Consider the following 21,087-nt stretch of genomic DNA (forward strand, 5'->3'; position numbering starts at 1 on the left):
GCCGCACCAGGCTCTTAGCCTGATCGGTCGTCGAGCCAGCGCCCAGCCACAGGGCGCTGTGTCAAGCCGGCAGGCGCGGGACCGAGTGTTCAGCCGCTGCAATGGTGCTGGATGCTGAATCTCAAATGCACGCATGAGTCAGTATAGTTTTCACTGGGCTGGATCTCGACATGTGGGCTGAGCGAGCGCGACGAGTAATCGGGGTCAGGACGACATCGACAAGAACGATATTGGTGAAGAAGTTGCTACTGGAACGAATCGGCAGGTAATGACTGCAGCATTGTTCCTAGCGATGGATAACGAGCTGCTTCATGAGATGGAACGAGATAATCGTGATGCAGGGCTTGCCATGGTTTGAAACGTAGAGGGGGTTTTGTGTTGTAAACCGATGTGGAACGGCCCTGATTACGTAACATGGTATTACGCATAATGTATATTATGTTAAATAACGTTTCACGCCGATTATTGTCATGGCCTGTCGTTGCTGTGACCTGCCGGCTCTTGTTGCTCCAAGTCATGCCGAATGCTCCTAAGAATGCAAATACTGAGGGGGATGGGATTTGCCTTAGCTGCATTGAAAACCGCGCCCATCGATACAAAGGCCCGAGCCAAGACCTAGATTCCTATTAATCATCTTCATCGGTGATTGGATCCCGCTTCGTCGCTCGGGTGATGCTTCCGCATAGCTTGAGGACACAGCAGCGACCATCCAAGTTTAGGGTGTGAGGCCATTTCGGCCACGAATCTTCCTGCCCGATATTTCCACCGTTTCCAGTTCTGAGCTCTCATAGAAGTCGGCAGCGAATTGTATTCAGGCTGGGGACGTGATCGCTTACGTCTCCGTTCCAGGAGCAAGTGAACGCACCGCAGCGGTCACGATTGGTACAGCGGTAAGAATACGTTTGAGCTCGATCCCCAACGCCTCCCCTTCTGATTCAGCCCCCATTTGCCAAGCTCCGACCCCGTATTCCGCATGGTAGGTAGGGTTCGCCAACAGCATAACCTCGTCTGCCCGACGGATCAGAAGCAACGAAGCGTCAGGCTTGAAGCCATTCCACAGAAGACTGTCGTGACAAATGTGAGCTGACTCCATTGCATTCAGAACGCTGTTGCAGCGGCATGTTGAAGTCCCTTCACCACCCGCCGGCAACGTCCAAGAACATCGAAGAGAACAAGTCCACCGGCCTGATTCGCCGGATTGTCCTCTTTCTCGTAAGATCTGCTGACCTCAAAACGAGAGCCGGGTCGAAATCCAGAGTGCTCGCTCTACCTACGGCTGCTGCTAGACGACCTTCACGTCAGTCGCTCAAAAGCTGGTCAGCTGAGGACTAATGACCACCCTCCTCCTTAGGCCAGATTTCCGCCTTTGAGAGATGTCAGTAACCTCAAAAGGAGCGAGCTCAAGGCCCGCTGCGTACGCCTTTATCTTGCGCTTCCATGACGAGCCGAGTGCGGTCTTCGGGCAGCAGCATCCGCGCCGTGACCAGTTCGTCCGCCGCTTTGCGAACGGCAGCCACATAGGCGTCTTTCGTCGGGTAGCGCTCCTCCAGGGAGAGTCGAGGATCTGCAGCCTCGATTCGCTCGGCCTTGGTAGACGCAAAGGGGAGGAAGCTACCCTGAAAGTTACAAAAGCCACCGTCGAACAACTCGGGGCGGAAAGTGTTCCAGCCCGTGTAAGTGCCGATTGGGGCGCCCAGATACACATCGCGCACGCCGCCAACATCAATGCCGTCTGCATCCACTTGCGGTACCAGGATGCCGTAGCTGCCGACGCCTGCCTTGGGCGGTTCGTTCGTAAGGATGCCGGAGCTGTCTTGCGGGCGGAAATCCGGGCCGAAGTTCAACACTTGCAGGCTGTTGACAGCACCGGTGTAGCGCAACGCCGGGCGCGCAACGCCAGCATAGTTCGTGGCGGGGATGAGCGGGAAATGCACTCGGTCAGCCGGCACGAGCGTGCCGTTCGCCACCGAAGGTTTTACCGAGGCTGGCGGTGCGGTGTGGTCGCGTACCCAGCCGATGAGGTTGATGAACGCGGCGCGCATCGTCCACGTATGCGGATTCGGGTTCGATTGAATCTGACAAAGGCCGAAGGAGGGCGTGACGGGCAGTGGTAAGGCCGGCGGTGCGTGCTGGGTACTCGCCATAATGAAGGTGCGCACGTTTTCCGGTTCATCCGCATCGCGCAGGCCGAGTGGGTCGGTAAGGCCGAGCGATTGTCGCCCTTCCCAGAGTTCGAGTGCTGTCGCCATATGAAATATAAACGGGCACGTGCCGTTGGCGGTGCAGCGATCGAGCAGCCCCTGCGAGCGTCCGGTTATCGGATCGGTTTGCCGGCCATAGGTAAACGGGAAATCGTAGGCTGGATAGTCATGATCGACCTGCTGGCCCCAGGCGCGGCCAGGCTGGGCAAAGCGGATATTAAGCGGCATCAGGCCGCCGCCGATATGCGGCATCGCGCCATCATAGACCTGCTGTCCTTGCTCGCTGCGGTTGAATCCCAGCGCGATCATGCTGCGGATGAAACGCCCGGATTGCGAGGTGCCGATTATGATCGACTTGACCTTGGGCCCATGCACAACCGGGTTGGTAACCCCTGTATCGTCGCGCTCGGCTTTCTGGAAAAACGCCCCGACATCCCGTGCGATCGCAAAACCGATCCCCATCACCGCAGGATCCTTGGCGTGGTAAATCAGTTCGTATAGCTTGCCGGGTTGAAAACCGGTAGACAGGCATATCCGGGTTTCGTCAGGGGTATTGCAGTCGCCAAAACGCCAGTTACTCGTAGGGATCTCTTGCCGAGGCGCATTGGCGCGCGACCGCATTGTCAGGGTGGGCAGGAAACCATCCGCAAGCGGCTTGGTGTTGTCGGTTTCGACCGTTTTATAGCTTGTGTGAGGAGGCACGGTCGTGAACCAACCTGCGGAGAGGTCAAGACTCGCGGCAGGCGCGCGTGTGGTTAATTCGCTGCGGACCACACCAGTGACGGCCGTCCCATCGGTATTTATTGCAATGGGTAATTGCACGGTCATGCGATTTTCGCCAGGGACGATGTCCCCCTGCCAGGCGAACGAAATCAGCGTCGTGCCGAGCTGTTGCAGGAAACCGTCCCCGGCGACCTCCAAATTATTGGTGGCTGAAGAGCTGCCGCTCATGTCGGCATTAAATAATCCCATCGCGCGCTTGGCGCCCCGATTGGGTACGTCGAACAAGAGGATGTCATTGGACTTGGTAATGTCAGCGGGGCGCAGAATGGCGATATCAGTCGTATATTCCACCCTGCCGCGTTCGTTGCGTGGTGCGAGGTCGATGTCCTGAATGGTGCTATTTGCAGCGCTTGCCGGGTCCAGCTCGCCATGGGCGCGTGCGAAGATGCGCTCGTAGGCCCCGGTATCGCCAAAGCGTGCTCCGCCGAAGGCTGGCTCGGTCCGCAAAAGCTCAAGCCGCGTGATCTGCGCTTGAGCAGGCACGGCGATAACGGTCAGGGTGCTTGCTAGTGCTGCAGCTTGAACAAGGCGGTTCATCTCGGCTCCCGGTTCGCTCGGCAAGATTGAGCTTTGGACTCAACCTTACGATGGCAAGCGCTACCATGACAATGCGGCGATCTTGCAGAGTTGCCTCAATGACCATCGCTCGTTCACCGGCTGGCTTCAAAAATCCATTCTCAACGGGCGCGCTGATGCATAGTAATACTGCGAAAAGCTTATATTCCCACTCCCTTCATATCGTCTGAATGGACGAAGCATAATTTGTTACCTTCAGGATCGCGGCAATACGCGCATATCGCAAACCGGTAATCTCATTTACCCGCCGTGACCTTGCCACGGAACACCCAAAATCCCCATGTGTTGTAAGCAAGCGTCACAGGTACCAATACTGCAAAGCCCGCAAGCATAAAGGCCTGACTCGAGGTTGGGGAAGATGCTTGGCTGATCGTCAATGAAGGGGGAAGGATCAAAGGATAGAGGACAACGATAGCGGCAACGAAAGCCACCCCGAACCATCCTAGCACCGCGAACAAGGGCAGAAACTCAAGGCGGCTGAAGAACGCCCAATAAAAGCCTGCCACTAACGCACCCTGGAGTACTAAAAGCGGCAGGCTCAGGCTGGAGCTCAGAAGATGATCTCGGTAAAGCGGGTTGGACATACTGGTCCATAGCAGGATCGCCGTCATCCCGAGCAGGGTCATCCAGCCGAGTGTCCGCGCCTGGCCTTTCGCGGCAGCTTGCAATTGCCCTTCGGTGCGCCACACCAGCCAGCAGCTACCCAGCAGCGCGTAGCCGATCACCAGCGCCATGCCGCATGTCAGCGGAAATACGCCCAGCCATTCCCAGCCGTGGCCGCTGAACCTGCCCTTCTCTTGCTCGACGCCCTGCACGACGCATCCCATGATGAGTCCTTGGCACAGCGTCGCGATCAGCGAACCGGCCACAAGGCTGATGTCAAGCCAACGCTTCATTCGCGTCGACGCGTCAGCGCGGAATTCAAGTGCAACCGCCCTGGCGATCAATGCCAGCAGCATCGCAATGAGCGGGATGTAGAGCGCGGAAAACAACACGCTGTACACCACCGGAAACAGCGCCAGCAACCCTCCGCCACCCAGCACCAGCCAGGTTTCGTTGCCATCCCAGATGGGCAGGATGGAGTTGACCATTATCTTTTTCTCATCAGGAGCGTGACGCGTCGCCAGGAGCATCCCGACACCCAGATCGGTCCCATCCAGAATCACATAAAGAATGATTGTAAACGCGATCGCGGCCGCCGCCAGATCGGGTAACAACGCTTCAGACATGAACATGACGATCCCTCCCTACTCTGGCGCTTATTGGCGGGTGTCCGCCGTTTCTACCGGCAGTTGCCTGACTGCTCGCAATAGATAGAAAAGACCCACCCCGAAAACCAGCACATACATGACCACGATGGCGAGCATGCTGCCCGCAACGAATGAAAGGGGTTGCTGCGAATGGCTGTGAACGGTGCGCATCAATCCGTAGACCGTGAAGGGCTGTCGGCCGACTTCGGTGACGATCCATCCGCACAGCATTGCCACGAACCCGGCCGGCGCCATCAGGACTGAACAGCGAAGCAACCACCGACATTCAAAAAGGCCACCGCGCCAGCGCAGGAAAAGACTGGCAATGCCCAGGGCCACAATCAGCAAGCCGAGGCCGACCATGATGCGAAACGCATAGAAAACCACGGCCACCGGCGGGATATCTTGCGCGGCGAACTCATCCAGGCTCTGTATGGTGCCGGTCCAATCATGGCGCAGGTACAGCGAGCCAAGATGAGGGATTGCCACTTCGAAATCGTTTCTACGCAGGGTCTGGTCGGGTATCGCAAACAGCCTGAGTGGCTCACCCTCGCCCGCTTCCGGACGCCGCCATGAACCCTCAATGGCGGCCAGCTTTTGCGGTTGGTAATCCCGTGTATTTTCACCGTGCAAGTCCCCGGCCACGATCTGAAGGGGCCCGACTAGCGCCGCCATCCACAGGGCCATTGAAAACATCAGCCGCGCGCTGGCGTGACGGCTGTTGCGCAATAGATGCCACGCGGCAACACCGCCGACCAGCATGGCAGTGCCGAGAAATGCTGCGAGGCTCATGTGAACCATGCGATACGCAAATGAGGGATTGAAGATGATCTGAAGCCAGTCTTCGGGTACGAACCGGCCATCTTCGGCGATGCTGAAACCGGCAGGCGTGTGCATCCATGAATTGGCTGACAATATCCAGAATGCACTGAATAACGAGCCAACGGCCACGGCACACGTAGACAGAAAATGCAGGCGCGGGCCGACTTTATTCATGCCGAACAGCATGACCCCGATGAAGCCGGCTTCCAGAAAAAACGCGACCATGACTTCATAGAACATCAGCGGCCCCAGAATACCTCCCGCTCGATTGGCCAGTGCGCCCCAGTTAGTCCCGAACTGAAACTCCATGACCAGCCCGGACGCAGTCCCCACGGCAACCGTCCAGGCAAAGATTTTCAGCCAGAACGTATAGACATCCCTGTAGATCTGACGCTTGCGCCATAACCACAGGGCTTCCAGCACCATCAGATAATTGGCCAGGCCTATGGAAAAGGCAGCAAGCACGATATGAAAGCTGATGGTGAACGCAAACTGATAGCGCGCCAGCATCAATGCGGATTCCAACGGTTCCATGTGCAGGCTCCGATCAGGCGTCGCTGGGCTTGCCAGTAAACTGGCTGATCGGTTTGTCGACCGGCCTTTTCATCCCCTCGCCCATTGCCTTCAAGCCTTCGAGAAGCGGTGTAATCGCATGCCAAAGCGATTCGTCATGCAGCAAACGGTAGGTGCCTTTGACACCCGGAGCGAGATTGTCATGATCCGGCGCGCGCCATTGGCTTACGGCGGCGCCAGCGTCTTTCAGCGCAAACACCAGTCGGTAGAATTCATCGGGCTGAACACGTGAAAGTGCCATCGCCAAAATCGACAGATTCTGGATGACATTGAGCGTGCCGTCCTTATTGAGGCCGTCCACCAGCACGTTGGTAATCGCCGTGTTGGCGCAGACCAAATCATTGACCATGCGCAAAACGCCGTGTTGATGCAGGCTCTGAAGCAGGCGATCCAGTTCATCCTTCGCGTCAGGCTCGGTCTTGGTCGGTTTGACGTCGTAATCGATAGGCTCAGCCATTAAAACCTCTCCGGGTGGGGCGCCGGGGTATCGATCGGCGCGTAATCGTCTCTGGCCCATTTCACGGCCACGTCTATGCCCTTGTTCGGCGTCCTGTGGCCATGCCGGAAATTTGCCGGTGGCAATGGCGGACGGTGGCGTGGCGCCTTCAGGACCTCCATTTTCACCGCGGTTTCCTTATAGGCAGGCGTATTGACGTCCGGGTCGTGATGTTCGCCAGTGAGTTCATTGATGCCGGGTTTGCCTTGGTGAATCGGCATAAAGAGTACCTTTGCGCTCACACGATCGGTGATCACCACTGGCGCAGAGACCGATCCACGTCGCGAGGTGATACGTACCATTGTCCCCTCCTGAAGGCCACGTTCGGCGGCAAGCTCGGGGCTGACTTCGACAAACCAGTCAGGTGACAACGAATCGATGCGGTCTCCACGTCCCGTCTGGTTGTTGCCCTGGAAGTGTTCGAGCATGCGTCCGTTGTCCAGCATCAGGTCGAATTCACGGTCGGGCGCTTCTGCCGGGCTTTTCCACTCGAGCGGATACAGCACGGCCTTGCCATCGTCGGTGTGGAACCGCTCGGTGTAGAGCAATGGCGTGTCAGTGCCATCTGGCTTAACCGGCCAGAGCAGGGAGTTCCAGCCGTCCAGACGCTCATAACGGGCGCCAGCAAACAGGGTCGAAATATTCGCGACTTCCTCCATTATTTGCGCGGGATGCTCATACCCCCAGTCATGCCCCATGCGCTTGGCCAGCTCGGTCAGGATGCGCCAGTCCGGCAGGCTGTTTCCCAGCGGTGGAAAGACTTCATAAAAACGCTGGATCCTCCGTTCGGTGTTTACGAACGTCCCCTCCTTTTCAACGCTAGGGCAGCCTGGCAACACGACATCGGCAAATTGCGCGGTGCGACTGAAAAAAATATCCTGGACCACCATGAAGTCCAGATGCTTGAAGGCTTCATGCACGTTTTCCGTGTCGGCATCCGAGAACGCCGTCTCTTCACCAATGATGTACATCGCCTTGATCTTGCGTTGCGCGGCATGCTCGACCATCAGGAAATTGTCTTCGCCGACCTTGTTGGACAACTGCTCGGGGGCCACCCCCCAGGCTTTTGCCCACTTGGCTCTCACCGCTTCGTCAGTGACCTTTTCGTAGCCGGGATAAACATTTTTGAGGCAACCGAAATCACTGGCCCCCTGGACATTGTTGTGTCCGCGCATCGGGTAACCGCCCGTGCCAGGGCGCCCATAGTTACCGCTGACCAGCAACAGGTTGGAGAGCGCCGTACTGGTGTCCGCACCATGGCTGTGCTGAGTGATGCCCATCGCCCACAGCAGGCACACGCTTTTGGCGTCTGCGATCATCTGGGCTGCCCTGACCAGGTCAGGCTGGGATAGGCCTGTGATTTGCGAGGCGAATTCCAGCGTAAACGGTTCAAGCGAGCGCCGGTATTCATCCACCTGATTCACACGTGTGTCCAGAAATTCCTTGTCCACCAGGTCGTGGTCGAACAGATAACGTGACATGGCACTGGCCCAGACAATGTCGGTGCTGGATTTGATCTGCAGGAAGAGATCGGCGCGCTCGGCCATCTCATGTTTGCGTGGATCGACCACGAGCAGCTTTTGCCGCTTGTGCTTGCGTGCGGCCTTGATTTTAGAAGCGATGACGGGATGATTCTCCGCCAGGTTGCTGCCCACCAGGACGATCAGATCCGCCTGTTCCAGGTCGGCGATCGTGCCTGCGTCGCCGCCATAGCCCACCGTGCGAAAAAGCCCTTGGGTGGCCGGGTTCTGGCAGTAGCGCGACGAGTTGTCGACACTGTTGGTGCCGATGATCAAGCGCGCTATTTTCTGCGTCAGGTAGGCCTCTTCGTTGCTGGCCTTGCTTGAACCGATGAAACCGATGGCGTCGGCGCCGTGCTCGCGCTTGATCGCCAAGAGGCGCTCGGCGACCACCGTCAGCGCTTCTTCCCAGCTCGCCTCACGAAATCGACCGTTATCGCGGATAAGCGGTGTCGTCAGGCGTTTTTCGCTGTTGATGAAATCCCAGCCGAACTTGCCTTTGATGCAGGTCGAAATGCCATTGGCCGGTGCGTCTATTACCGGCTGCACTTTCAGCAGGTGCCGGTCCCGCGTCCACATTTCGAACGAACATCCCACGCCGCAATACGTGCATACGGTTTTGGTGCGTTTGATTTCAGGCTGGCGCCAGTGCATGTCCATGACGGAAACGGCAGTGATGGGCGGTGCGCCAACAGTGTTTTCGAGGGTTTTCACTGCATCGATAAGCGGACGCTTGATGTGCTCGGGCATTGATGTCAAAGGCCCGGCATCCGGCTGCATGGTTTTTTCAAGCAAGGCGTTGCAGGGACAAACGGTGACGCAGTGGCCGCAGCTCACACAGCTGGACCCTTCAATCGTGGTGCCGCCATCCCACAACACCCGTGGATGGTCCATGCTGAAATCGATACTCAAGGTCTCGTTGACCTCGACGTTCTGACACGCCTCGACGCAGCGTCCACAGAGGATGCATTGGTCGGGATCGTAGGAGTAGAACGGATTGGAGTGGTCTTTGCCGTAGGGCTTGCGCTGGTACTTGTAGCGCTGGATCGCCGGATTGAGATCGGCGACGGTATTGTGCAGCGTGCAGTCTCCGGTGTTGTGTTCGCAGACGCTGCAATACAGCTCATGCTTGGCAAGAATCCGGTCGAGGCCTTCTTCCTGGGCGGCTTTTACGCGAGGCGCGTCACTCACCAGTTGCATGCCGTTGGCAGTACGCACGGTACAGCCGCGAACCATTTCGCCATTGTGCTCGATCCAGCAGACATCGCAGGTCTGAATCGGCCCGAGGGCTCGGTGATAGCAGACGTGGGGCAAGTCGATGCCCTTCTCCGCGAGGAAATCGATCAGCGGCTGGTCGGTTTTTCCGTGAAGGATGCGACCGTTGTATTCGACGCTGCACTGGATATCGTCACTCATGGAAACCTGCCCCGTTTGCCGATTTATTTGCCTTTGCATTGGCCCCGTGAGAACGCCAGGAAGGATGCGTAGGCAGAAATGTTCAGTTACAGAGTCGATATTATCGAGGCGAAAACCGTTCAAAATTTTTGCTGGCCGACGTTGTGAACGGTCATTCCCGAGCTTGAGTTGATTGCGCCGCCCAAATGCCGACGCAATCGTCAACGAGCGTTACTCGAGAGTCGCCTCCTTCAGTGACTGACGCGCCATACCACTTTGCCATGCACGTGTTCGCTGCTCAGGAAATCCAGCACCTGCGAGGCCGCTTTCAACACCAGCAGCACTCACTTGTTCAGCAATGTTACGCAACACCTCTGTAATGCAACCGGTATTCCGGGGCACTTCGCTCCGGGGCCGTTTGGAGCCAACGCTTTATTTCTATAATCTTGTCCTGAATACGGCTACTTGAAAGGAAGTTCCGAGTTGAGCAAACCGATCATGCTTTTACGCCGAGGCTTCGCCTCCATGCGCTGGCGAACTAGAGTCACGCTATGGATTGCGGCAACTATTGCCGGCCTACTGGTGGTGGCTTTCGCTAGGCTGGCAGACATTGCCCTGGCACAGTTTGCTCAACAGAACGCTGAGCGAGCGTGGCTTCCTCTTATTTACACCCCACTGATCGGCATGCTCGTAGTCTGGCTGACAACACGCTTTTTCGTGGGCGCCCAAGGCAGCGGAATTCCTCAGGTAATCGCAGCAACACGACTTGCGCGTCAAGGTAAGCCAATTAACAGACTGGTTTCACTCCGCATTGCTTTTGCCAAGATAAGCCTTGGAACTCTGGCGTTGACAGGCGGTTTTTCGGCAGGGCGTGAGGGGCCCTCAGTTCAGGTTGCCGCATCCATCATGCACTTCTTCCACCGCTTCCTGCCCAATGCGCGAATCGTACGCAGCGAGGATCTCATTCTGGCGGGAGGCGCGGCAGGTATCGCGGCAGCATTCAATACACCCCTGGCAGGGATCGCATTCGCTGTAGAAGAGCTAGGACGCAAGCTGGAGACGCGTACCAGCGGCGTTCTTCTCAGCACCATCATACTTTCTGGGATGGTTGCCATTGCCTTGCAGGGAAACTACAACTACTTCGGTCATTTCGGCGTTCAGGACATAAACCTCGACATAGTCGTCCCGGCATTAGTCATAGGAATTGGATGTGGGCTATTGGGTGGTTTGTTCAGCCGAATGTTGTTATGGCCGCAGCGGCATCCACACCTAATGATCTGGCAATGGCGGCGCCTGCACCCGGTGTGGTTTGCCGGCATCTGTGGATTGGTCGTCGCTATATTGGGGTGGCTGAGTGGCGGAATGTCGTTCGGTAGTGGCTACGGCATTACCTCTCAGGTCATCGCATCCGATGTAGTCCTGCCATGGCACGCGCCCATTACTCGCTTCCTGGCGACCGTAGTGACCTATTTCTCTGGTATTCCAGGCGGTATTTTCGCCCCTTCGCTGGCTGTAGGGGCTGCAGTCGGCGCCAATACCGCAGAGCTATTTCACTTGGCCGCTCAGCCCACTATTGCTCTTTGCATGGTTGCTTTTCTGGCTGCCGTTACTCAATCGCCAATTACCTCCGCAATCATTGTGATGGAGATGATTAATAGCCACAGCATGGTGATCAGTCTCATGGCGGCAGCCCTGATCGCCAAGGCTGTCAGTTCAAGAATGGGCCCTGAGTTGTATCAGCAGTTGGCGCGAGGCTTTCTCGAGAGTGCAGAACCTGCCACTAAGCCAAAGAATCCTGCTCGATAAGCCTACCGCGTGGTCGTTCTGGCCAGTGAGCTCAGTTGATCCTTCTCATGCTGCAGCGCTAACGTGTGCTCTGCACGAGTGATCAGAAGATCCACGTGCCTGTCGCATGCGTCCTTAAAGATCGCTGGGTTTATTTCAGCGAGACTGATGAGGGCTTTCAACAGGCGCACGTTAACTTCCAGCAAAGCTGCACCGTCCCTGCTGATCGGGGCAAAAAAATCATCGAACAGATCATCAACCGTCAATCCTCGGAGAAAGACCTGCTTACACCCTTGGTCTGTTTGCGAGCTAGAGAAGGGAGGCTTACTCCAGCAAGTTAAAGTCCTCACTCCCCGGCCAATGACATCGATGGCTGTTCCAGGGTCGTTCACCGCAGGCGATAAGGCGCGAGAAGCGATTTCCGAGAGCACACAAAGTCCGAAGCGTGGATCATTTTCATAGGTTCGACGGACGCCGATGGTTAGGGTCGCAAGAATCCTCTCTCTTGCAGTACCGGTATCACCGGCCATCGAATTGCCTAAGCTCACAATGTGAAGGAGTGGCATTCCCTCGTGCACAAATGTCCCAGGAAGCACCTCCAGATAAATCTGTACTTGGTCGTCCTGCGCGAAAGCTCCTAGTGCGCTTACATCAATATGTTGCACATAGCCTGTCAGCTCACTTTTGACTGTAATTGCGCCAGAAGGTAGCGACAGATCGTTCGGGAAAGCTGAACCGCCCAAGTAGGGCCACTGAACACGTTGAGTGATTGCCTCTATCGCAGCCTTCTCGACGCGGTCGATGGTTTCACCAACCCTTCCGAGCTTTGACAGGTGATCGATCCAGCGCAGGAGCATATAAACGATCAGGATGACCACAATTATCGTTACTGCGAACAGCAAAACCCGACCTTGCGCGCCATAAGCACCCGTGCTCAACGCGATGATCCCCACCAAGCTAAACAGGAATGAGCCTATAAACGTGGCAAGGGCGTTTTGGGTCGTGGTGTCTTCCATCACCAAGGTGGTGGCACGCGGTGTCACTCCGCTGCTCGCGGCCCCATAAGCGGTGACCATCGTGCTCAACGAGAAGGTTGTGACGGCCAACATGCTGGAGGCAATGATCCCCAGAATTTTGTCTACGGCATCTGCGCCTATGCGCGCTGGCAATGACTCCGGAATGAAGTCTTTGAATACAACAGCGAGCAGTGCCGTAGCCACACCTAGAAGGGAGAATAGGGAGGCTCTGAACCACAGCCGTTTGGTGAGTTGATTCGTTGCCCAACGCCAACGAGCGATCATGTGCAATCCTTCAGTGACTACGTCAGTTGAGTCGCGAACAGGCCAGAAGTTTTATGTTGCCGTGATTGCGCGCGTAATCTTTACGAACCCTTGCAGCTTGATGAAGAGACGTTGTGAAAACATTGACGTTGTTTGTTCAGGTAATGGCGTCTCAGAGCGTCAGGTTATCGCGCGCCACGTACGTTGTTTTCTCGCCGCGAGAAGACTCTGCAGCCTGATGCGCCGGCATTGAAAAAAACCTGATTTTTTTCGATGGCACACCACCAAAGGTGCACTAATTGCTGCCACTGCAAACGCGTCAAGACGTGCCGAGCGCTCCGATGCAGGTCATTCAGCCCATACCTGTGGAGCCTGCAACATCCGCTCTTCCTGTCATTCCCGAGTATTCCTCAGGTGTGCATATCAATTTCGATGTAACAGGGTATTGGGCGCAACCCCAAATGCCTTTCGAAACGCATGACTAAAGTGGGAGAAGTCGGAAAAACCAAACTCTAGCGCAGCCTGGGAAACGCTACGCACTTGACCGCGCTCAATCGCTTCGCGGCTGGCATTCAGGCGTTCTTTCCATATTTCGGCAACAGGTGTCTTCTGGTAGCGCGCGAAGGCGCGAGTAACGGTTCGCGTGGACACGTTGTGGGCCTGGGCGATAATTTCAATCGACAGGTCCGGCTCGGTCAAGTGTCGTTGGATGTAATGCATGATGCGGCTATAGAGGTCCAGTTCCTGATGCGTCGTTTTCAAGTCCTGAAGTTCCAGGCTGATAACAAGCAGATCAAGCAAGGCATCAGAATAACGCTTCGAAATGCTCGCATCCTGCAACGACGCCGGTGTGGACGCCGCTTGGCGTAACATTTCACGCAGCGGGACTACACCAGGGCGTCGGTCATCGAGGACCATTGCAGTGTAATCGGCGATGCGCGGCAATCGCTCTGTCAACAAGGCGCGCGGAATACGCACGAGGTGGTTCTCGGTACCACCGAAACTGAATCGAAACGCTTGGTTTGCGTCATAAAGAAACAAATTTCCAGCCGCCAGGTTGGTTTTTCTCGCGCCCTGCTCGATCTGCCCATGGCCATTGCGCGCGAAACCCAGCCATAGATCTTCGGCCGGACCGCTACGCAAATGCCGCTCCGAACGTTCCCAATAATGCAGCGGCGATGACAGCGAACATATGTCCAAATTGCCCACGGTATTGACGGCGAGCGCGCCGTCAAAACTGCTCTGTGACAGGGGTTTACTGTCGGCTGCAAGGCAATGACGGCAGACCACCTCTTTCCAGTAATCAAAGCGACGTGGTGCGGCAACGGCAAGGGTCGAATAATGAGTGCTTGGGTTCATGGCGCCGGCCTCGGTGTAGCAATACGGTAAGAGCTCTATAAGTGTTTATTGGGTTTTCAGATAAGCAATTATTAGGCCAGGCGCATTGTTCAGGAAGTTCGTACGGCTCGTGCCTAGACCTGAGTCCATTTCGGGGCACAAGTGCACCATTGCCGTCATGCTTGACCTTCGGTTCACACCTTGTCCTAGCCAACCAAACAGTTGTCTCGCCAAACAAAGCGCACGCCCGCCGCGCGGATTAATTTCCATCTCACAGCGCTCAATCCCCCGCTGATGAGGCACGCCATGTATCGACAACCCTCGCAACCTTCGCCTGACGCCTTCTGGCTTTTGCAGACCCGGGACCTGGTACCCGAAGAATCGGCTTACTGGCTGCTCGAATGGGGGGCTTTGAAGCTGCTGCACCGACGGCGAACCGCCGCTCATCTCGACATCAATACGGCCAGTACGCCTGAACCGAAAAAATAACGAGGAGCTCAAGATGGAATCTGCAATCGATAAACATCTCAAATGCCCGCGCACCCTGTCTCGCCGCGTGCCCGAGGAGTACCAGCCGCCGTTTCCGATGTGGGTGGCGCGTGCTGACGAGCAGTTGCAACAAGTGGTGATGGCTTACTTGGGCGTGCAATATCAAGGCGAGGCGCAACGCGAGGCTTCACTGCAGGCCATGCGGCATATCGTGGGCAGTTTCAGCCTGGCCGACGGCCCGCAGACCCACGATTTGACCCACCATACCGACAACAGCGGCTTTGATAATCTTATTGTCGTGGGTTACTGGAAAGATCCGGGCGCCTACTGCCGCTGGTTGCGTTCAGCCGAGGTGAATGGCTGGTGGACATCTCCGAAGCGTCTCGGCGAGGGCCTGGGTTACTTCCGTGAAATCACCGCGCCACGGGCTGAGCAGTTCGAAACCCTGTACGCGTTCCAGGAAAACCTGCCGGGTGTCGGCGCGGTTATGGACACAACCAGTGGCGAAATCGAAGAGCACGGTTATTGGGGGTCGATGCGAGACCGTTTCCCGATCTCCCAGACCGACTGGATGAAGCCGTCCGATGAACTGCGAATCGTCGCGGGTGACCCCGCAAAAGGCGGTCGAGTCGTGGTGCTGGGTCATGACAATATTGCGCTGATTCGTTCGGGCCAGGACTGGGCGGATGCCGAAGCGGAGGAGCGCTCGCTGTACCTCGATGAAATCCTGCCGACCTTGCAGGACGGCATGAATTTCCTGCGGGACAATGGCCAATCCCTGGGCTGCTACAGCAACCGCTTCGTGCGCAATATCGATATGGAGGGCAATTTTCTCGATGTGAGCTACAACATCGGCCACTGGCGCTCACTCGAAAAACTCGAACGCTGGGCCGAATCGCACCCCACCCACCTGCGTATTTTCGTGACGTTTTTCCGTGTGGCGGCGGGGCTGAAAAAACTGCGGCTGTACCACGAAGTGTCAGTGTCAGACGCCAAAAGCCAAGTGTTCGAGTACATCAACTGTCACCCGCAAACCGGAATGCTGCGCGACGCGCAACCGGCGAAAACCTGAACGCCAGCTGCGTTACAGCCCACTTGGACTTCAGCTAGCTTGCCGCCTTAGCCGCGCGGCACGGCATCCCTTTGCAAGGAATTCACCATGAAAAACAAGTTCCGTCTGCTGACACTCACCAGCGTATTGCCCGCGCTGCATGCCAACGCGGTCGAGGTGGCCCCTGGCGATTATGAGCAATATCCCGTCGGCGCGACCATCGGTGCGATTTACTATCAGCACTCCACCACGAACTCGGCCTACAACAACGGCCATAAGGTCAGCGCGGATTTCAACCTGAACTCCGACGTCGGCATTCTGCGTTTGCTGCATGTCTACGCACTGAGCGACACGCTCACCATCGACCCGCAATTCCTGTTGCCCTTCGGCCACGTCTCCACTGGTGGCGACGCCTCGGCGCTGGGCAGCACGCGGGGCATCGGAGACCTGATCCTGACCGCGCCGCTCAAGTGGCGGCTCAACGAAGCTCGCGACACCTTAAGCATCGCACCCTATGTATATGTGCCCACGGGCACTTACGACAAGGACGATGCGCTGAACATCGGTGAGAACCGCTGGAAGTTCGAATTGCAGAGTGCCTACGTCAAGCACTTCACCGAACACTGGGCGATGGACCTGGTGGGCGGCGCGACCTGGTATGGCGCTAACACCGATTTCGGCGCCAATGGCGACCGTCTCAAGCAGGATGTTTCTTACGCGGCGCAGGTGATGGGGCGTTATATGCCTGACGCCAGCACCGCGTTCGGTATCGGCTTCGGGCGGACCTGGGCCGGCGAGACCAACGTCGAGCATGTCAACCAGGACAACGAAATTGGCACCACTAACTTCCGCGTCACAGCCACCAAGTTCTTTACCGCCCAGGACCAGATCCAACTGCAGTTGGGCAAGGACCTTTCCGTGGAGAACGGCCCCAAGGAAAACTTCCGGATGAACCTGCGCTACGCGCGCGTGTTTTGAAATAGCTTGCGCCCGTATCTGCACTCTGTAGGAGCGAGCTCGCAAAGAACTCTTAAGCGCCGCATTTTATTCAGGAAGCACGCGTTATCGTTGATGTTTTTCGCGATCAAGCTCGCTCCTACAGAGGGCGATGCCTCCTTAACTGACTGGCATTGAGGCAAGCCCGCTACTACAGCGTGCAGAAAACCAGAGGCCTGTCCGTTTCAACCAAGCCACTGTCTTTTTCAGCCAAGCCTTTGTGGGTCAGCCGGGATTATCTTGAATTCCACAGCTCACAGGCCATTACGATAAGGAATGCCTCACGATGGCAATCGTTCGCCCCACCCTTGGACAGCTACTGGACACCGCCGGCAGCCTGCACATGCAACTCGATCGTGAGCAGGCCAGTGAATACCTGGCGTTGATGCAGCCGAGCTTCGACGCCTACGACCTGATCGACGCGCTGCCCGACTGCATCCCGTCAATACGATACGAGCGCACGCCGGGCTATCGCCCCTCGGCGGCGCACAACCCGCTCAACGCCTGGTATGTGCGCACTGAGGTCAACGGTGCACCCACTGGCACGCTGGCGGGCAAGACCGTTGCACTCAAGGACAATATTTCCCTGGCCGGCGTGCCCATGATGAATGGCGCCAAGCCTTTGGACGGCTTCGTACCGTCGTTCGACGCCACTGTCGTCACCCGCTTGCTGGATGCGGGCGCGACCATACTCGGTAAGGCAACGTGCGAGCACTACTGCCTGTCCGGTGGTAGCCACACGTCCGATCCCGCGCCGGTGCACAACCCCTACCGCCAGGGTTTTTCGTCGGGTGGTTCCTCTTCCGGCAGCGCCGCGTTGGTGGCCACAGGCGAGGTCGACCTGGCGGTCGGCGGTGATCAGGGCGGGTCGATCCGGATTCCTTCGGCCTTCTGCGGCACTTACGGAATGAAGCCGACCCACGGGCTGGTGCCTTACACCGGCATGATGGCCGTCGAAGCGACTATCGACCATGCCGGCCCCATCACCGCCACGGTGCGCGACAACGCGTTGATGCTGGAGGTCATGGCGGGCGCCGACGGGCTCGATCCGCGCCAGGCCGCGCCCCGGGTCGACACCTACAGCGATTACCTGGAGCGCGGTGTGCGAGGTTTGCGGATCGGCATCCTGCAGGAAGGCTTTGCACTGGCCAACCAGGATCCGCGCGTCGCCGCCTCGGTGCGCCATGCCATCGCCCGGTTTGCCCAACTGGGCGCACAGGTCGAGGAGGTGTCGGTGCCGGAACACACGATCGCCGGTGCGCTGTGGCTCCCCATCGGCTGTGAAGGCCTGACCATGCAAATGATGCACGGCAATGGCGCCGGCTTTAACTGGCAAGGGCTGTATGACGTCGCGTTACTGGACAAGCAGGCGCAATGGCGCGAGCAGGCCGATGCGTTGTCCGCCTCGCTCAAGCTGTGCATGTTCGTGGGGCAATACGGCCTGGACCGCTACAACGGGCGGTTCTACGCCAAGGCGCAAAATCTGCGGCGCATGGCGCGGGCCGGTTATGACGCGGCCCTGGCGCGCTACGACCTGCTGGTGATGCCCACCGTGCCCGTCGTGGCCCAGCCCCATCCGTCAGCGGATTGCTCGATCACCGAATACGTGGCCCGTGCGCTCGAAATGATCGGCAACGCCTCAGCCCAGGACATCACCGGCCATCCGGCCATGTCGATTCCCTGCGGCCTGGTGGACGGTTTGCCGGTCGGCCTCATGCTGGTGGGCAAGCATTACGCCGAAGGCACGATTTATCAGGCCGCTGCCGCCTTCGAGGCGGCTGTCGACTGGAAAAACCTCTAGCCGGTTCGGTCCCCGTGAAACGTACAAACAATAAAGCCATCAGGCGCTGCTTCGAAGCTCAATGATGAGGAACCCCATGATGAAGACCCATGAGAACAACACGTCGACTCCTGGCGAGCGCGCGCAGGCGTTATTCCAAGTGCTCAAGCAAAAAGAGCTGATTCCCGACGGTTACATCGAACAGCTGACACAGCTGATGGCGCACGACTGGAGCCCGGAGAACGGCGCCCGGGTGGTGGCCAAGGCGTGGGTGGACCCGCAGTTTCGCGAGCTGTTGCTCCGGGATGGCACCGCCGCGTGTGCCCAGTTCGGCTATACCGGCCCACAGGGCGAATACATTGTGGCCCTGGAAGACACCGCGACACTGAAAAACGTGATTGTGTGCAGCCTGTGTTCCTGCACCAACTGGCCCGTCCTCGGCTTGCCTCCCGAGTGGTACAAGGGCTTCGAGTTCCGCGCGCGGCTGGTCCGCGAAGGCCGCACTGTCCTGCGCGAACTAGGCACAGAGCTACCGAATGCTGTCACCGTCAAGGTCTGGGACACCAGCGCCGAAACCCGCTACCTGGTGCTGCCCGTAAGGCCCGTGGGCAGCGAGGCCATGGATGAAGAGGCGTTGCGCGCACTGATCACCAAGGATGTTCTGATCGGCGTTGCGCTGCCGCACGTCGCGTAGCCACGGCGCTTTGTTCCTTTAACTTTCCAGAGGTATGCACAATGGATGGCTTTCACGATCTCGGCGGTTTCCAGGGCTTTGGCAAAGTCCCCCACACCATCAACAGCCTGAGCTACACACCGGTGTTCAAGCAGGACTGGGAGCACCTGGCCTACAGCCTGATGTTCATCGGCGTCGATCACTTGAAAAAGTTCAGCGTGGACGAAGTCCGTCACGCCGTCGAACGCCTGGATGTGCGGCAACACGTGGGCACGCAGTACTACGAGCGTTATGTCATCGCGACCGCCACCCTGCTGGTCGAAACAGGCGTGATCACCCAGGCAGAGCTCGACCAGGCCCTGGGCTCGCACTTCAAGCTGGCGAACCCCGCCCACGCCAAGGGCCGCCCGGCGCTCACCGGTCGGCCGCCGTTCGAATTGGGTGACCGCGTGGTGGTTCGAGACGAGTACGTGGCGGGCCATGTGCGCATGCCGGCTTATGTACGTGGCAAGGAGGGCGTGGTCCTGCATCGCACCTCGGCGAAATGGCCGTTTCCCGACGCGATCGGGCATGGCGATACCAGCGCGGCGCATCAGCCCACCTACCACGTCGAGTTTCGCGTAAAGGACCTGTGGGGTGACGCCGCGGATGAAGGTTTCGTAGTGGTCGATCTTTTCGAAGGCTACCTGGATAAGGCCAAAACCTCGCAAGTGGTGAATGCATGATTGTCGGCGCCCAGTCGGGTCGATTACCGGTGACGGTACTTTCGGGCTTCCTCGGCGCCGGAAAAACCACCCTGCTCAACCACATCCTGCGCAACCGCGAAGGCCTGAAAGTGGCGGTCATCGTCAATGACATGAGCGAAGTCAACATCGACGCCGAAGCGGTGCAGCGCGACGTAGCGCTGCAGCGTGGTACCGATGAACTGATCGAGATGAGCAATGGTTGCATCTGCTGCACGCTGCGCGCCGATTTGCTCGAACAGATCAGCGCCCTGGCCCGCCAGCAGCGTTTCGATTACCTACTCGTCGAATCCACCGGGATCTCCGAGCCGATGCCGGTCGCGGAAACATTCGCCTTCCTCGACGCGCAGGGCTTCAGCCTCAGCGAACTGGCACGGCTTGACACGTTGGTGACGGTGGTTGACGGCAGTCAGTTTCAGTCACTGCTGGCATCGCCTGACAGCATAGCGCGCGACCACGCGCCTGCCCGCCCGCTGGCGGATCTGTTGATCGAACAAGTGGAGTACGCCAACGTGATTCTCGTCAACAAGCTGGACCTGATCGGTGAGTCGGGTTACCTGGCGTTGCACTCGGTCCTCGCCAGCCTGAACCCATCCGCCCGGATCATGCCGATGACACACGGCCAGGTGGCGTTAGCCGCCCTCCTCGGCACCCACCTGTTCAATCTGCCCAGCCTGGCGGCGTCGCCGGGCTGGATGCAGAAAATGGAGGCCGGCGACGCAGCGGCTTCCGAGTCGGACACCTATGGCGTGACGTCCTGGGTGTACCGCGAGCGCGCGCCGTTTCATCCGCAGCGCTTGCTCGATTTTCTCCAGCGTCCCTGGTGTAACGGTCGTCTGTTGCGCAGTAAAGGTTATTTCTGGCTGGCCAGTCGGCATCTGGAAACCGGCTTGCTCGCGCAAAGCGGCCAGCAATTCCAGTGGGACTATGTGGGCCGCTGGTGGAACTTCATCGAGCCGTCGCAATGGCCACGGGACGAATATCGCTTGCAGAGCCTCATGAGCAAGTGGGACGGGATTGTCGGCGACTGTCGGCAGGAATTGGTCTTTATCGGCCAGAGTCTGGATACCCAACGACTGCAGCGCGAACTCGACAACTGCCTGCTGAGCGCCGAGGAAATCGCCGTCGGCCCGCTGGCCTGGCAAGCACTGCCGGGGGCGGCCGCCTTTGACGCCGCCGCTTTGTCCGCGGGCGCCTTGGCTGTTGATCCCATTTAAGGAGGTGTTCCATGCTCTTTTTCAAGCGAACCACCCGCTGGGTATTGGCGCCCCTCGCTGACAGACTGGACCAGCCGGACCAGCCAGGCACCCCGTTGTCGTCGAACAACCCGTTGTTG

The 21,087-nt window shown here is 57.9% G+C and carries 15 protein-coding genes; 8 read left to right on the forward strand and 7 right to left on the reverse strand.

Translation table 11 applies throughout. The features are described from left to right. Positions 1–1,400: 1,400 nt before the first annotated feature. The 5 genes from TU75_RS00185 to fdhF all read right to left on the reverse strand — a co-directional run bounded on the left by TU75_RS00185 (position 1,401) and on the right by fdhF (position 9,841). On the reverse strand, positions 1,401–3,521 hold the full coding sequence (locus TU75_RS00185; protein WP_060547854.1) for an alpha/beta hydrolase domain-containing protein: 2,121 nt from the start codon (positions 3,519–3,521) through the stop codon (positions 1,401–1,403). 275 nt (positions 3,522–3,796) lie between these two features. Next, positions 3,797–4,795: a cytochrome d ubiquinol oxidase subunit II gene (cydB, locus tag TU75_RS00190; RefSeq protein WP_060547856.1), complete on the reverse strand. Its 999-nt coding sequence runs from the start codon at positions 4,793–4,795 to the stop codon at positions 3,797–3,799. Positions 4,796–4,819: 24 nt separating this feature from the next. After that, entirely contained in the window at positions 4,820–6,166 is a 1,347-nt protein-coding gene (locus TU75_RS00195; protein ID WP_060547857.1) for a cytochrome ubiquinol oxidase subunit I, read from the reverse strand. 13 nt (positions 6,167–6,179) lie between these two features. Next, complete coding sequence (locus TU75_RS00200) at positions 6,180–6,662, reverse strand: hypothetical protein (RefSeq protein WP_060547858.1); 483 nt, start codon at positions 6,660–6,662, stop codon at positions 6,180–6,182. Beyond that, a complete protein-coding gene (fdhF, locus tag TU75_RS00205) occupies positions 6,662–9,841 on the reverse strand; it encodes a formate dehydrogenase subunit alpha (RefSeq protein ID WP_231981967.1) in 3,180 nt (1,059 codons plus the stop codon). The genes TU75_RS00200 and fdhF overlap by 1 nt, the downstream gene beginning before the upstream one ends. Before the next feature lie 258 nt (positions 9,842–10,099). Here fdhF and TU75_RS00210 point away from each other — a divergent pair, with 258 nt between their 5' ends. Then, on the forward strand, positions 10,100–11,422 hold the full coding sequence (locus TU75_RS00210; protein WP_060547860.1) for a chloride channel protein: 1,323 nt from the start codon (positions 10,100–10,102) through the stop codon (positions 11,420–11,422). 2 nt (positions 11,423–11,424) lie between these two features. Here the strand turns inward: TU75_RS00210 and TU75_RS00215 are convergent, their stop codons facing one another. Together TU75_RS00215 and TU75_RS00220 are read right to left on the reverse strand one after the other, a co-directional pair. Then, entirely contained in the window at positions 11,425–12,702 is a 1,278-nt protein-coding gene (locus TU75_RS00215) for a DUF2254 domain-containing protein (RefSeq protein WP_060547861.1), read from the reverse strand. Between the two features lie 402 nt (positions 12,703–13,104). Then, positions 13,105–14,040 carry an AraC-like ligand-binding domain-containing protein gene (locus TU75_RS00220; RefSeq protein ID WP_060547862.1) on the reverse strand — a complete coding sequence of 312 codons (936 nt, stop codon included), beginning with the start codon at positions 14,038–14,040 and terminating at the stop codon, positions 13,105–13,107. A gap of 285 nt (positions 14,041–14,325) precedes the next feature. Between TU75_RS00220 and TU75_RS26150 the strand changes: the two genes are divergently transcribed. The 7 genes from TU75_RS26150 to TU75_RS00250 all read left to right on the forward strand — a co-directional run bounded on the left by TU75_RS26150 (position 14,326) and on the right by TU75_RS00250 (position 20,968). Continuing rightward, positions 14,326–14,508 (forward strand): hypothetical protein, encoded by a 183-nt coding sequence (locus TU75_RS26150; RefSeq protein ID WP_082630250.1) that lies wholly within the window; start codon positions 14,326–14,328, stop codon positions 14,506–14,508. A 13-nt stretch (positions 14,509–14,521) separates the two neighbouring features. Further along, complete coding sequence (oxdA, locus tag TU75_RS00225; RefSeq protein WP_060547864.1) at positions 14,522–15,580, forward strand: aliphatic aldoxime dehydratase; 1,059 nt, start codon at positions 14,522–14,524, stop codon at positions 15,578–15,580. An 87-nt stretch (positions 15,581–15,667) separates the two neighbouring features. Next, the gene (locus TU75_RS00230) at positions 15,668–16,537 is read left to right on the forward strand and encodes a transporter (RefSeq protein WP_060547866.1); all 870 of its coding nucleotides are present in this window, start codon (positions 15,668–15,670) and stop codon (positions 16,535–16,537) included. A gap of 304 nt (positions 16,538–16,841) precedes the next feature. After that, on the forward strand, positions 16,842–18,356 hold the full coding sequence (locus TU75_RS00235) for an amidase (RefSeq protein WP_060547867.1): 1,515 nt from the start codon (positions 16,842–16,844) through the stop codon (positions 18,354–18,356). Positions 18,357–18,435: 79 nt separating this feature from the next. Further along, positions 18,436–19,029, forward strand: coding sequence for a nitrile hydratase subunit alpha (nthA, locus tag TU75_RS00240; protein WP_060547868.1), 594 nt, complete (start codon positions 18,436–18,438; stop codon positions 19,027–19,029). 41 nt (positions 19,030–19,070) lie between these two features. Continuing rightward, positions 19,071–19,733 carry a nitrile hydratase subunit beta gene (gene nthB, locus TU75_RS00245; protein ID WP_060547869.1) on the forward strand — a complete coding sequence of 221 codons (663 nt, stop codon included), beginning with the start codon at positions 19,071–19,073 and terminating at the stop codon, positions 19,731–19,733. Further along, positions 19,730–20,968 (forward strand): GTP-binding protein, encoded by a 1,239-nt coding sequence (locus tag TU75_RS00250; RefSeq protein WP_060547870.1) that lies wholly within the window; start codon positions 19,730–19,732, stop codon positions 20,966–20,968. The genes nthB and TU75_RS00250 overlap by 4 nt, the downstream gene beginning before the upstream one ends. Positions 20,969–21,087: the final 119 nt, after the last annotated feature.

This window comes from Pseudomonas poae (assembly GCF_001439785.1).
Classification (GTDB): domain Bacteria; phylum Pseudomonadota; class Gammaproteobacteria; order Pseudomonadales; family Pseudomonadaceae; genus Aquipseudomonas; species Aquipseudomonas poae.